11 protein-coding genes are annotated in these 12,682 nt (G+C 61.4%); 6 read left to right on the top strand and 5 right to left on the bottom strand.

All coding sequences use genetic code 11. The features are described 5' to 3' along the window. Positions 1-96: 96 nt before the first annotated feature. Entirely contained in the window at positions 97-303 is a 207-nt protein-coding gene (locus ACSQ84_RS17575) for a MaoC family dehydratase (RefSeq protein ID WP_436212932.1), read from the bottom strand. Between the two features lie 81 nt (positions 304-384). Then, positions 385-1,254 (bottom strand): class I SAM-dependent methyltransferase, encoded by an 870-nt coding sequence (locus ACSQ84_RS17570; protein ID WP_436212931.1) that lies wholly within the window; start codon positions 1,252-1,254, stop codon positions 385-387. 198 nt (positions 1,255-1,452) lie between these two features. Here ACSQ84_RS17570 and ACSQ84_RS17565 point away from each other — a divergent pair, with 198 nt between their 5' ends. From ACSQ84_RS17565 to ACSQ84_RS17545, 5 genes are all read left to right on the top strand, one after another. Beyond that, positions 1,453-4,518 (top strand): ATP-binding protein, encoded by a 3,066-nt coding sequence (locus ACSQ84_RS17565; protein ID WP_436212930.1) that lies wholly within the window; start codon positions 1,453-1,455, stop codon positions 4,516-4,518. 23 nt (positions 4,519-4,541) lie between these two features. Beyond that, positions 4,542-4,796 carry a nickel-binding protein gene (locus ACSQ84_RS17560; protein ID WP_436212929.1) on the top strand — a complete coding sequence of 85 codons (255 nt, stop codon included), beginning with the start codon at positions 4,542-4,544 and terminating at the stop codon, positions 4,794-4,796. Positions 4,797-5,119: 323 nt separating this feature from the next. Further along, entirely contained in the window at positions 5,120-6,100 is a 981-nt protein-coding gene (locus tag ACSQ84_RS17555; RefSeq protein WP_436212928.1) for an ABC transporter substrate-binding protein, read from the top strand. A gap of 819 nt (positions 6,101-6,919) precedes the next feature. After that, complete coding sequence (locus ACSQ84_RS17550) at positions 6,920-7,492, top strand: hypothetical protein (protein WP_436212927.1); 573 nt, start codon at positions 6,920-6,922, stop codon at positions 7,490-7,492. 100 nt (positions 7,493-7,592) lie between these two features. Then, the gene (locus ACSQ84_RS17545; RefSeq protein WP_436212926.1) at positions 7,593-7,949 is read left to right on the top strand and encodes a hypothetical protein; all 357 of its coding nucleotides are present in this window, start codon (positions 7,593-7,595) and stop codon (positions 7,947-7,949) included. On the opposite strand, the gene ACSQ84_RS17540 is transcribed toward ACSQ84_RS17545, so the two are convergent. Beyond that, entirely contained in the window at positions 7,941-8,582 is a 642-nt protein-coding gene (locus ACSQ84_RS17540; protein WP_436212925.1) for a cation diffusion facilitator family transporter, read from the bottom strand. The genes ACSQ84_RS17545 and ACSQ84_RS17540 overlap by 9 nt on opposite strands. Before the next feature lie 436 nt (positions 8,583-9,018). Here ACSQ84_RS17540 and ACSQ84_RS17535 point away from each other — a divergent pair, with 436 nt between their 5' ends. Continuing rightward, positions 9,019-11,433: a LuxR C-terminal-related transcriptional regulator gene (locus tag ACSQ84_RS17535; RefSeq protein ID WP_436212924.1), complete on the top strand. Its 2,415-nt coding sequence runs from the start codon at positions 9,019-9,021 to the stop codon at positions 11,431-11,433. A gap of 288 nt (positions 11,434-11,721) precedes the next feature. Here ACSQ84_RS17535 and ACSQ84_RS17530 read toward each other — a convergent pair whose 3' ends face one another. Together ACSQ84_RS17530 and ACSQ84_RS17525 are read right to left on the bottom strand one after the other, a co-directional pair. Further along, a complete protein-coding gene (locus ACSQ84_RS17530) occupies positions 11,722-12,156 on the bottom strand; it encodes a MaoC family dehydratase (RefSeq protein WP_436213109.1) in 435 nt (144 codons plus the stop codon). Between the two features lie 10 nt (positions 12,157-12,166). Then, positions 12,167-12,643 (bottom strand): MaoC family dehydratase, encoded by a 477-nt coding sequence (locus ACSQ84_RS17525; RefSeq protein WP_436212923.1) that lies wholly within the window; start codon positions 12,641-12,643, stop codon positions 12,167-12,169. Positions 12,644-12,682: the final 39 nt, after the last annotated feature.

The raw sequence follows: 12,682 nt of genomic DNA, 5'->3' as shown, positions 1-12,682 counted from the left end.
CTGTGACAAAGCAGACATGTTGAACGCCAGCGCGATTGTCTGCTTCCAGAGCATAGCGGACCTCGCAAGCCGCTCACGCCACAATCTCACCCTGCCCTAGTTCGGAAACTCGACCATCGTCTCGCCGGTCGCGACCTTCTCGTCGTTCTGGTTGCGCACCATGACGTCGATCATTACCCAGCGCGAGGTTTTCGTGACCTGCTTCGATTTGATGATCCCGGTCGGCTGGATGATGTCGCCGGGCTTCACCGGCTTGACCCAGCGCGTTTCCAGCCGGCGGTGGATGGCGCCGGCCGGATCCACGAGATCAGCCCGAAATTGTTGATGCCGGCGGCTTCCGGATGACAGCGATTCTTGCAGGCATGTCGATCTCCTTTTCACTGCCTATTTGACGGCGACGGCGACAACCATCTCGCAGGGGCCGTCGAAACCAGCCTTCCCCTCGAAGGCGCCAAGTTCCTGCTCGATTTCGCGCCACGCCGCTTCGCGGCCGGCTTCGTCGAGGCCGGCGAGCATCTGATGCAGCGCGCCGAACGATTCCTTCTCAAAGCGAACGCATTCGGCGGCGGTCTTCGTGCGAACGGGCGCCGCGATGGTCCTGCTGTGAACATCGCGGAAGCCGGCCTTGCGGAAACATTCCTCCAGCACGCCGGGGCCGCCGAGGCTGAAGGGGCCGGGTTGTCCCGGAACAGGCGGAGGCAGATTGGCGCGACGGCGGATAATCGAAACGGGAATCGAGAAGAATTTGTTGTTTTCGGCTGTGCTGTAGACGATGGCGGCGACGCGGCCGCCAGGCTTCAGCGAACGTTTCATGCCGGCCAAGGCCTTTTGCTGATCCGGAAAGTAGATCAGGCCAACGCGCGAGATGACCGCGTCGAACGCGCCTTCCGGCACGTCCAGCTCCTCGCCGTCCAGCACCTTGGTTTCGACATTGCCAAGCCCGGCATTGCGTGCGTTCGCTTCGGCGAAGGCCAGGATATTCGGGGAAATGTCGGTGGCAAGCACCCGGCCGGCGGGTCCGACGCGCGTCGCGGCCTGCAACGTCTGGTCGCCCGCGCCGGCTGCCACGTCGAGTACCCGGTGGCCAGGTTCGATCGCGGCCATGTCGAGCATGGTCTCGGTTGCCGGCCCGAGCCAGGCACGCAGCAGCGGACCCCAGTCGTTCCAGGCTTGGGCGGCGGACTGCCATTGCTCGCGGGTGGTTTCCTTATACTTGGCGGGATCAAACGATTTTACAGCGGTTGTCGTTGTCATGGCGAAGTCTCCTTAGGTTTCGGTGTCGAGGGCGTGACATGCTCACCGGGCTTCATTCCGGTCCCACCAATGTCTTCGAGCGTCGATATGGCCGATTTCGCAGTTTCGTGGTGAACGCTAGGATGGCCGCTGTCCGTGGGAGCCCGCGTGGGAGCCGGCATGGGAGCTGCGCAAGACGGCGATCGAGGTTTGAGGAGCATGAAAGACCCAAGCCCGCCCGGAATACGCCTGCTCGGCGAGCTGCAGCTCGTTGGCTGCGATGGGCGTTCCGGGGCGTTACCGGCCTCGCGCAAGACGCGCGCGCTACTCGGCTATCTCATCGCCACCGGACAGCCGCATCGCCGCGAACGTCTTTGCGATCTGCTCTGGGATGGACCCGACGATCCGCGCGCCGAACTGCGCTGGAGCCTGAGCAAGATTCGGGCAGTACTCGATGACGAGAAGGGAATACGGCTGACGGCGGACCGCGAACGGGTCGGCATCGAACCCGGCAATGCCGTCATTGATATCCAGCGGGTGCGATCGCTGCTGGGTAATGATGTCTCTGCCGCGCCCATCGCCGCATTGAAAGAGGCAGCCGCTCTGTTCGGTGCCGGCGAATTTCTCGACGGCCTCGATTTGCCGCTCTGCTATCGCTACCAGGAATGGTGCATGGCAGAGCGCGAAGCCGTGAGCCGTCTGCACCTCGCGGTGCTCAGCAGTCTCGTCGAACGGCTTCAAGGCCATCCTGCGGACGCGCTGGCCTATGCGCGCGCCCTTACGGCGGCCGACCCGCTGTCCGAGCGAGGTCACGCGGCGGTTATCCGGCTGCTGGTCCGCGAGGGCAGAAACAAGGAGGCGCTTGGTCATTACGAACATGCAAGCCGGGTTCTCGAAGCCGAGCTCGGCGTGCGTCCTTCGGCCGAACTGGAAGAAGCCCGGCAAACTCTGCGCCCCATTGCATCAGCCAGCGTCACCGCGAAACGGCCCGCGCGCGCTTCGGGTATCCCTCCAATGCCAGGGCCTCCGCCCTCCTCCGCCTTTGTCGGCCGCGAAGCAGAGCGGGCGCTGATCGATCAGATCGTGGCGATGCGGACTGACAGGCCGGATGTGGTGCTGGTGACCGGCGAGCCGGGTATCGGCAAGAGCCGCGTTCTTGCCCATATTGGCGAGCGCCTCACCTCTGCCGGGGGGCGCGCCTTTGCAGCGCGCGCCTTTGAAGCCGAAGCTGCGCGACCCTATGGCGTATGGATCGATGTTATCCGTGAGATCCTGCGCGAAAGCCCGCGCGACGGGCTGCCGGCTGATCTGGGCTTGCTGCTTCCCGAAATGGGCACGGTGGCGGAAGCCGGAGATCGAACCCGGCTGCTCGACGCGGTCCTCAGCCTGCTGCGGCAGGTTGTGTCGATGCGACCTGCGGCCGTCATCCTCGACGATCTGCAATGGGCCGACGAGGGCTCGTCCTCGCTCCTTCACTACGTCGCGCGCCATATCGATACCACCTCCGGCCTGCTGATCGTGTGTGCGGCGCGAGCGGGAGAGATCGAAGACAATAGCGCCGCGTCGCGCGTATTGCGTTCGCTGGCCCGCGACGGGCGGCTGAGAGAGATCGAGCTTGCGGCCATGAGCGAAGCGGAAACGGCGCAGCTCGTCCGGCAGGTCGACCCGTCACTCGACGCGGCCAGGATCTTTGCCGAAAGCGGCGGCAACCCGCTGTTCAGTCTGGAGCTCGCCCGTGCGCACCGCCGTGGGGACGCGGGTCCCGGTCGGACCGTCGAAGCCCTGATCGCCGGCCAACTCGCGCCGCTTGCGGAAGGAATACGCGAGACGCTGGTCTGGGCGGCAGCCCATGGCCGCGCCTTCACGCCCGACGACCTTGCGCGATCTGCGCGTCTTGATGATACCGAGCTTCTCACGGCCCTTGGCGAATTGGAGCGGCGCGGGCTGATCCGGCCGGTCGGCGGCGATGCTTACGACTTCACGCACGATCTCGTCCGCCAGACGGCTTATCGTGCGCTCTCGCAGCCGCGGCGAAAGCTGCTGCACCGGCGAATTGCGCGCGCCCTGGATGCCGGCACCGGGCGCGACGGCGCCTTCGCAGCGGACATTGCTCATCATGCCGCACTTGCCGAGGATGACGATATGGCAGCGCACGCGTGCAGACTTGCAGGTGAACGCGCGCTGCGGCTGTTCGCCAATGCGGAAGCGGTCAGCTTCGCCGAACGGGGTCTCCGTCATGCCGAGCGGCTTGCGCAGGGTCCAGCCAGGCTGGAACTCCGCATCGCCATGCTTCGGATACGTGTACTTGGCGCGACCGGTCCTGGCCTTCGGCCGCTCCCGCCGCTGGCGGACACGATTGCCGAGGCGACAAGCGACGCCGAAGCGCTCGGCCTTCAAACCGCGGCCGCGACCGGCCACTACCTGCTTTCCGTGCTGCATCAGGAAGCCGGCGACGTTCAGCAGGCGGAGACAAGTACGCTGCGCGCCGCCGAAGCCGGCCGCGCCGCCGACGATACGACGCGAGCGCGTCAGCTCGCGAACACCGCCCGTTGCCTGCTCGAACTGGAGACTGAGATCGGGCGTTCGCGCGCGCTGATCGCCGAGGCCAGCGCGATCGCCGGGCACATCCGTCTTGAGCTGTGTGAACTGTACTGGGCTCGCGGTCTCCTGGAGCGGTGGGACGGCAATGAGGATCACGCTGTCTCTTCGCTGGGGCGTGCACTTGATCTGGCGCGCCGGGACAAGGATCGCTGGCGCGAATACAAATGCCTGACCTGGCTCGCGATGCTCGAGCGGGAGCGGGGCCGATATGCCGACATGCACGCCCATTGCGCGGAGCTGGAAACGGTTGCGGCGCGGCTGGGCGACGATGAAACGCCATTCGTCAAGATGTTGCGGGCGCTGGCCGGACTGGCCACAGAGGAGGCTTCTGCCGACGATGCGCTGGCCAGCGCGCTGACGCGGCTCCGTGCGGTGGATGATAAATCTTACCTGGCTTACGCGCTCAATAGCGCGGCGCAGCTCTACCGCCAGGCGGGGCGCACCAGCCAGGCGCGCCTGTGCGCCAGCGAAGCCTTGACGGTTGCCTTGGTCATGCGGAGGCATAGCGAGATCGCAATTGCGCGGGCATTGCTCGCTCCGGCCGGCGAAACGGCTTCGGCACAGGACAACGAGGCGGCGTCAGGCCGGGATGACCTCAGCGTCAGGGCGCGGGCGGCGTTACTCGCATCGCAAGCCCGTCCGGGCGATTCCAACGGCGGTTCCCACGCCAAGCCGGCAGGTTGAATTCGAACAACAGGAGAAACCCCATGCCCCGCGTTATTGTTGAGCGGAATTTCGAAACGCCGTTCACCCAGGAGGAATTGAGTGCGGTCGAGGCTCGAATGGGGCCCTGCCTCGACCTCTACAACGTCCGTTGGATCCGCAGCTACTGGTCCGCCGACCGGCTGCGTATGGTCTGCGAATACGATGCGGCGGACGTGGCGAGCGTGCGCAATGTCCAGCGGGAGGCTAACGCCAAGTTCGACCGGGCTTGGGCCGCCGACGTGCTTGGCGAGCCATGAGGCCATGGTGTTCCGGCAATGTCCAAGCCGTATACTCCCGGCCCACGTTAGAGGCGAAGTCCCATTCCCGGTATGACTCTTAGCTCTCGCACGTGTGTGAAGCGTTGCCGCCCTCTTGTTGGCAGTTGGGACAAGTCCGTTATTGGCACGAAACGGACATGCCGCAATGGTCGCCTGATGTCCGTTCCTAAAGGCAAAGCAGACTACGTCCGAGCACCGGCCAATGCCGCGTTTTGACCCAAAGCGGTCATTTTTCACCTCTAGTTTGATAGCGGTCTTGTGTGGTCATATGCTCGCTATAGGCGTTACCGTGCGAGGGTCGAATGAAGCGGCGTGAGTTTATGGGCCTAATCGGTGGTGCGGCGATGTTACCCATGACCGCGCGGGCGCAGCAGCCGAAAAAAATTCCTAGGATTGGCGTACTCTGGCAGGGGGCAAGTGCCGAGACCCATCCGTACTATAGGCCGCTGCGAGACGGTTTCAAAGCTATTGGATTTGGCGAGGGTAGCATAATTTTCGAGGACCGGTTCTTCGACAAAAATTCCGAAAACATTGATTTGTTGGCAAAGCAACTGGTTGAGTTGAAGTGCGACGTTTTGATCGGGGTAACCATCCCGCCAGCCCTGGCGCTTCGAAGGGCAACAAGCACCATTCCCATTGTTTTTGTGTACAACCCAAATCCGGTGGGATCAGGCCTTGTGTCGAGCCTCAATCGTCCCGGGGGAAATGTCACAGGGATCGCGCACGTCACCGCCTATCTTGCCGCGAAGCGCGTGGAACTGCTCAGGGATACCATTCCCGCGTTGTCGAGCGTGGCAATGATCCGAGACCCGAGCCCCGCATTTCAATTTGCCACCCAACCAGAGCTAGAGGATACGCGAAAAGCAGCAAACCAGCTCGGACTGTCATTTGAGTCGTTCGAATGCGGCAGTCCAGAGGGTCTTGAAGAAGCATTTTCAAAGGCGAGCCAGTTTGGCGCGGCGATACTCGGTGCCAGTGTGTGGCATGTCTTCGTATTACGGCGAATTACAGAATTAGCCATTGCAGAAAAGCTGCCAGTGATCAGTCAGGCTGATGCTTATCCTGAAGCCGGGCTTCTGATGTCCTATGGAGCAAATTGGACAACGGTCGCGCGGGACGCGGCCCCGCTCGTGAAGAAAATTCTCGAAGGTGAAAAGCCTGAGAATATTCCGGTTCAGGAGCCAACGACGTTTGATCTAGTATTTAATCTCAAAACGGCGCGGGCGCTCGGTCTTCAAATCCCGCCAATCATGTTGGCACGGGCGACACGGGTGATCGACTGAAAATGCCGGGCTTCGAAAGTCTCCTCATCACCTAACGGACATCGATCCGGCAGTGGTCGATGTCCATTGTCGGGGGCAAAGCGGACCCTAGCGCGGTCGTCGGCTGATGTCGCCTTTTGACCCAAATCGGACATTCAACGGTCTCCTTAAGCCCCGACGCCGCTCAGTCTGGGAGACCCGCCTGCTGGACGGGCGCCCGCCGACCACATTGATCGTCCATGCCTTCGGTAGGTATAAGCGCGTGCCGTTAAGCTCGAAAGTTATCGTTTGAGCCGTCGCGGAGAACGCCGACATTGATATGTGCTCGCTGTAAGGATTGTCGTCAGAAGCTTCATGCTGCCCAAAGCCCGTCTTCAGTTGGTGCTCCCTCTTTAATGCCCAGCCTAGCCTGCGATGTCACCTCCTGGCACCTTTCGGACCAAGGCCACCGGCCTGATGATTTCCGTTCACAGGGGGCGGAGCGGACTTCGTCAACGCGAGTCTGGCTTCCGAAAATGACCCCTTGCGGAAGTGATCGGCTTTAAGGGCGAGCGCCATAAACCTTCGTATCGTTCTGCTACCCGTTGAGATACCCGACGTCTACCTACGTCCAATTGAGCCGCCGATCGCGATCATCTTAGCTAGTGGGTGCGGTAGCGCCCTCGCGCTATCGCTGCCCTCCTTGGGCGTTTCCTCCCTAGACTTGGGCCGCTTGCGCCAACGCGGGCGGCCTTTCTTTTTGTGTATGCCGTCACGTCCGCAACAATTCCGCGCCAGCACAGATTCCAATCCACAACCCGGTCGCGGTGCCTGCTCCTGCCCCTTCGGCAAAGGGAAGACGTGAGCGAGGAGAAAATGATCCGGCGGCGCCTCGCCGGTCGCGACCTTCTCGTCGTTCTGGTTGCGCACCATGACGTCGATCAGCACCCAGCGCGAGTTCCTGGTCACCTGCTTCGCCTTGATGATTCCGGTCGGCTGAATGGTGTCGCCGGGCTTCACCGCCCCTCAGGCCAGCTGCACGGGCCCGTGATCATCGCAATGATCTCCATGCGGATGGTGCAGCCGGCCGTCGACGAGATAGTCGACATGATCACCATGCGGCACCGCTTCATGTCCGCAGTTTGGACCGTGCGCATGTGCGCAGTGGACTTGGGGCGTGCATTGCTCGGGATTTGTCGAGTCGACCGCGATGACATGCTCGTCCACGTGATCTTCGTGCATATGGTGGAGATGGCCGTCGTGAAGATAATCCAGATGGCCGTCATGACGAACCGCCGTGTGCCCGCAACCCGGGCCGTGCTTATGGGTGTGATTGGCGTGGTGCTTTTCGTGACATGTGGCCATTGGCAATATTCCTTGCGAAGCGCGGGGCTGCCCAGCGATGCCACCCCAACGCAGCCAAGTGTGGAATAGTTTCGGAAAGCCAACCACGCGCAGCGCGTACCGTCGGCGGGTTGACTCCAAGGCGCAATGTTATAACATAACACTATCCCCTCGGAGCCCGGCGCAGGACATGAACGTTGTTTTCTTCCCGAAGAAGCCGATTCACCTATGGAACGCAGTGCGTGAGTTGAAAGCCCATGCTAGGGCGGCCATCGACGCCGATGATGAAACGCTGGTCACCATCAGCGAAGCCGATTGCGGCGATTCGATTTGCGGCGGCGCCCGAACCATCGTGCTCATCATGCATCCGAGACGGCCGGCCGAGGCCGTCACGATCGACAAGCCGCTCGAGCAGATCACCCGGACAGACCTTTCCGATGCGCTCGCGGCGCTTGGGTGCAGCAACCGCCCTGAAGAACTTCCATTCGCTCGCCCGGAGATCATTCGTGCGGAAAGCGGTCGAGATCCTCGTCGTTTCTCAGTTTGAATGTGGCGTCACGACCGGTTGATCATGGTCGGTATGGCAGCAGACGATTTTCTCCGGCCACATCAGTTCATCGTGCGATTCGAGAACCTCCCGACTCGTCGTGAAAATGATCCACGATGCAACGGCTCCCGCGATGATCGGATCGAAGACGGGATAACCGGTCATCAGCAGCAGCAAGCCTGCGGCCACCGGGGCAAGGGATACCCATACGTCGCCAAGATTGTGGATATAGGCGAGCCGGATGGCAGCGTTGTTCTGGCTGGGCTCCAGCAGTAACCGGGCCACGCTCCAATTGGCGGCAGCAGCCGCGAGGCCCACGACAATCGGAACGACGCCCTGAACCGGCACTGGATTGAACAGGCGCTCCCCGGCCTGCCACAACAGCAGTCCGCTGACCGCTATCAGCCCGACCGAGTTAAAGAGATTGCCGGCTCTCAACAGCCGTTGCGAAGGACCTCTGGTGACGAGGAACGCTGCATAAAGGCAGACCAGAGCCAACTCGTCCGACAGGTTGTGCACGCCGTCCATCAGGAGGCTCAGGCTCGATGCCTGATAGCCAGCAACACCCTCCACCACAAAGATGGCAGTGTTGATCGCCACCGCTGCGGCAACGGCCCTTTGATGATGTGCCATTCTGCATCTCCCGTTTTCGCGACTTGGCAAATAGCAATAGGTGGACTGTGGATCGAGGTGGCGACCTCATTTGCGGGTTCACGGCCTGATCCCACTGCACCTTTCGGACCAAGGCCACCGAGCTGATGATTTCCGTTCACAGAGGCGGAGCGGACTTCGTCAAAGCGAGCGCTGGCTTCCGAACATGCCCCTTGGCGGACGTGGATTCCGCGTTGAGCGATATTGCCTTTCATCCCATGTGGGATTTAGCCGCTGCGGACGCCATTCCTTCAGTGGCCTGTCAATGGCGAGCGGTTGGCCGCGCAGTTACGCCCCCGGAACAATGAGCGGTATTGTGCGTTACTGCGCTGCCTCTAAAAGTGCACGCCCGTGCATGGATACCTTTGACGGGTTGCTTGGGCGGGGATAAAGCTAGATGCCGGCGAGGGGGGCGCTCATGCGTCGCATCCGACTGGTGGTAGCCGATCGACGTCCGATTGTTCTGCAGGGTTTTGCGTCCCTGTTTGCGGCGCAGACCGACTTCGAGGTGGTTGCGTCCTGCCTCGACGGTGCCAGCTGCCTCAAAGCCGTTCGCAATCTAACACCCGATGTCGTGCTTGTAGAAGACGGATTTTCGGACGTGACGGCATCTGAAATGCTCGCCATCGTCAATGCCGAAAATCTTCCCACCCGGCTGGTCTTCTTTACCGCTTCCGTCGCACGTGGCGATCTCGCCGCCGCAATCGCGGCCGGTGCTTGCAGTGCGATTTCGATGCGCGAGAGGCCCGAAACCTTGATGCAATCCCTGAGGCTAGTGGCACCACCGCCGCATCGGCCGCCGGCCGGCACGGACGAAAATGCGTCGGTTAGTGAAAATGTGCTGGCGGTGCTGACAGACCAGGAGCGCAAGATCACCCTTCTGGTCGCCCAAGGCTTGTCGAACAAAGCGGTTGCGCGCCAACTGAACGTCTCCCCAGGTACCATCAAGGTGCACCTCAATCACATTTTCCAGAAACTTGGCATCAACAACCGGACGGCACTCGCAGCGCTCGCCCTGTCGCAGCGGTACGGCGGGATCGGTGCGCTTGCAGCTCTGATTTTCGCAGCGATAGACGACGACCAGGCCGCGAGCGCGAGCGCAGTCAACGCCGGCCATACGGTGACCGACACTTTCACGGTAATGGCCGCAGACGGCACCGCCGAGGTGGTAACTATCATCATCAACGGCCCCAAAGAATCGGCCGGTGCTTCTGGCACCACGCCTAGAGCCGTGATCAAAGCCCGCGGCGCCGCCAATGGCGCAACGGGCACGTCGATATCGACTGGTAAACTCGTCGATTTCGGTGGCGACATTACCGGCAGTACGTTCGGGTGGGCGGCATTCAACTTTGCAAGGCCGAGCTCGGCCAGCTATGGCACTTTCATGATGGTGGCGGCCGCAGTCTGGATTTACGTGATCGATACTATCTACAGCGCCGCCCGAGCATTGGATCTTCGTGATAGCTTACCCGACGTCTTCCCATCAGCTACCGCAAGCGCCACCAAGGAATTGGTAACCGTCAATATCCCTGGCAGCGCCGATGCGAACTTCGATGGTTCCGACTACTCGGCCTTGCTAGATCCCGGAATAGACGATCGGCCATTTGCCCTCGGGACTACCCGAGGTGATACCGTCGCCCGAGGGGACTATGAACTTCAGATTTTTGATGCAGACGCGGGGCAGGATAGCGCCAACGGCAACGGCAACGGCAACGGCAACTATCCTCACGGAGGAAGCGATAACTATCCTCACGGAGGATCAGGGTCCATCAACGCTCTAATCGATCATGGCGGTTTGGGAGAGACCACCGCAACCGACGCGTCGCCGGATGCCGAGCATGGCACAATACAGGCGAGCGCGGGAGACGATTCCAATCGTGGGCAATCGCAACGTGATTTTCACGCTGATGGAGACGGCTCCGCAGCTGCCCAGCAGGATGCCAAGAACGATCCACCGGGACACGATTCCAATCATGGGCAATCGCAGCGCGATTTACACGCTGATGGAGACGGCTCCGCAGCTGCCCAGCAGGATGCCAAGAACGATCCACCGGGACACGATTCCAATCATGGGCAATCGCAGCGCGATTTACACGCGTCTGAAGACGGCTCCGCAGCTGCCCAGCAGGATGCCAGGAACGATCCACCGGGAGACGATTCCAATCGTGGGCAATCGCAACGCGATTTGCACGCTGAGGGAGACGGCTCCGCAGCTGCCCAGCAGGATGCCAGGAACGATCCACCGGGACACGATTCCAATCATGGGCAATCGCAACGTGATTTGCACGCTGATGGAGACGGCTCCGCAGCTGCCAGGCAGGATGCCAAGAACGATCCACCGGGACACGATTCCAATCATGGGCAATCGCAGCGCGATTTGCACGCTGATGAAGACGGCTCCGCAGCTGCCCAGCAGCATGCCAAGCATGACGCGACACCGGAGAACGAGGCCAATCGCGGCCAATCGCAGCGGGACTTGCACGCGGTGCCCGAAAACGCTGCTAACAACCTGCATTCTGGATCGAGCCTGAACGCTGGAGGCAAGGACCAACCTGCCGATGACGCCGGTCAGCTAGAAACGGCAGCTGCGCCGGCGTTTGGAGATTCGTTCCATTTCAAGAAGGAGATGGGAGCCTCCAAAGCTTCAGATGTCTTTGAGCTACATGTGGGCCACGGACCGGATTCGACAGAACATGGCCTGCACACTGTCGGACGTGACGGACTGGCCCCGATCCAGGAAGCAGACCTGGTTTGCCTTTCACGCGCGGAGCAAAACGCCGTTGATCACGCAAAAGGCACCGAGCGCCATCTGACGCACGATTTTCTTGTGTAGCCACCTATCGACTTGCGGGAAACGGTTGAGCGGATTCATCTTCGTCCCTGCCCCACGAAGCTTCCGATGCTGCTTCCAACCAGAATCGCGCACAGTCCACATAATGTTGATAGTCTGCTTAGCGTCTCCCGGACACAAGCATCTGCATCCCACGTCGCCCGGCCGCATCGGACACGTCTGCTAATGGCACATAAGGCAGACATGCTGAACGCCAGCGCGATTGTCCGCTTCCAACGCATTGCGGGCGCCGCCCGTTCGGCAGATTTATGGGCTCATGCCTAATCTCACCTAGTTCGGAAACTCGACCATCGCCTCCCCGGTCGCGACTTTCTCGTCGTTCTGGTTGCGCACCATGACGTCGATCAGCACCCAGCGCGAGTTTTTCGTCACCTGCTTCGACTTGATGATTCCGGCCGGCTGGATGGTGTCGCCGGGTTTCACCGGCTTGACCCAGCGCGTTTCCAGCCGGCGATGGATGGCGCCGGCCGGCAAGGCCCAGTCGGTGATCATTCGGGAAATCAGCCCGAAATTGTTCATGCCGTGCATGATGATGCCGCCGAAATTGGTCTTGCCGAAATTGCCCTTCATGTAGTCGTCGTCGAGATGCAGCGGGTTGTAGTCGAGCGAGGCGTCGCAAAACAGCCGGATCGATTCGCGCGACACCGCGAATTTCGGCCCGTCGATGCTGTCGCCGGCATTCAGGTTTTCAAAGCTGGTCATGATCCCTCTCCGCTCATTCGGGCCGGATGGTCCAGCCGCGGCCGGAACAGATCACGTCGCCACGCTGGTTGAAGAAGACGTTGTCGTGCACCACGAACAGCCGCTCGCGCTTGATGAATTTGTCGAGTGCGCGGGCCTCGAGGCGGATGACGTCGTTCGGCCGCGCCGGAATGTTGTAGCTCCAGGATTGCCCGGCGTTGACGGTGCCGGGCGAGCGCATCCAGTCATCCGCCGGCGTGCAGGAGAACATCAACAGGATATGGATCGAGGGCGGCGCGATCAGCCCGCCATAGCGGGTGGTCTTGGCATAGGCCTCGTCGAAATAGATCGGGTGATCCTCGCCGACCGATCTGCAGTACAGCTCGATCGCCTCTTTGGTCAGCGTGTAGGGGATGGTCGCGCGCGGCTCGCCCGGTACGATGTCGTCCCAGGCTTTGCGCAGATTGGCGTCTTTCCAGAAATCGGTCTCGAAGGCTTGCCCCGGCGCCATGCCATCCTCCCTGTTTTTCCGCGATCTTTGATCTGCCGC

It is taken from the genome of Bradyrhizobium sp. LjRoot220 (assembly GCF_964252915.1).
Lineage (GTDB): Bacteria > Pseudomonadota > Alphaproteobacteria > Rhizobiales > Xanthobacteraceae > Bradyrhizobium.
The sequence above is the reverse complement of the archived record's forward strand: the minus strand, read 5'-3'. Positions and strand labels throughout refer to the sequence as shown.

What these genes read in the sequence shown, in the direction of transcription:
- ACSQ84_RS17540 (WP_436212925.1), bottom strand. Translation starts at nt 8,582, where the DNA reads ATGGCACATCATCAAAGGGCCGTTGCCGCAGCGGTGGCGATCAACACT.
- ACSQ84_RS17545 (WP_436212926.1), top strand. Translation starts at nt 7,593, where the DNA reads ATGAACGTTGTTTTCTTCCCGAAGAAGCCGATTCACCTATGGAACGCA.
- ACSQ84_RS17535 (WP_436212924.1), top strand. Translation starts at nt 9,019, where the DNA reads ATGCGTCGCATCCGACTGGTGGTAGCCGATCGACGTCCGATTGTTCTG.
- ACSQ84_RS17570 (WP_436212931.1), bottom strand. Translation starts at nt 1,254, where the DNA reads ATGACAACGACAACCGCTGTAAAATCGTTTGATCCCGCCAAGTATAAG.
- ACSQ84_RS17560 (WP_436212929.1), top strand. Translation starts at nt 4,542, where the DNA reads ATGCCCCGCGTTATTGTTGAGCGGAATTTCGAAACGCCGTTCACCCAG.
- ACSQ84_RS17525 (WP_436212923.1), bottom strand. Translation starts at nt 12,643, where the DNA reads ATGGCGCCGGGGCAAGCCTTCGAGACCGATTTCTGGAAAGACGCCAAT.
- ACSQ84_RS17555 (WP_436212928.1), top strand. Translation starts at nt 5,120, where the DNA reads ATGAAGCGGCGTGAGTTTATGGGCCTAATCGGTGGTGCGGCGATGTTA.
- ACSQ84_RS17565 (WP_436212930.1), top strand. Translation starts at nt 1,453, where the DNA reads ATGAAAGACCCAAGCCCGCCCGGAATACGCCTGCTCGGCGAGCTGCAG.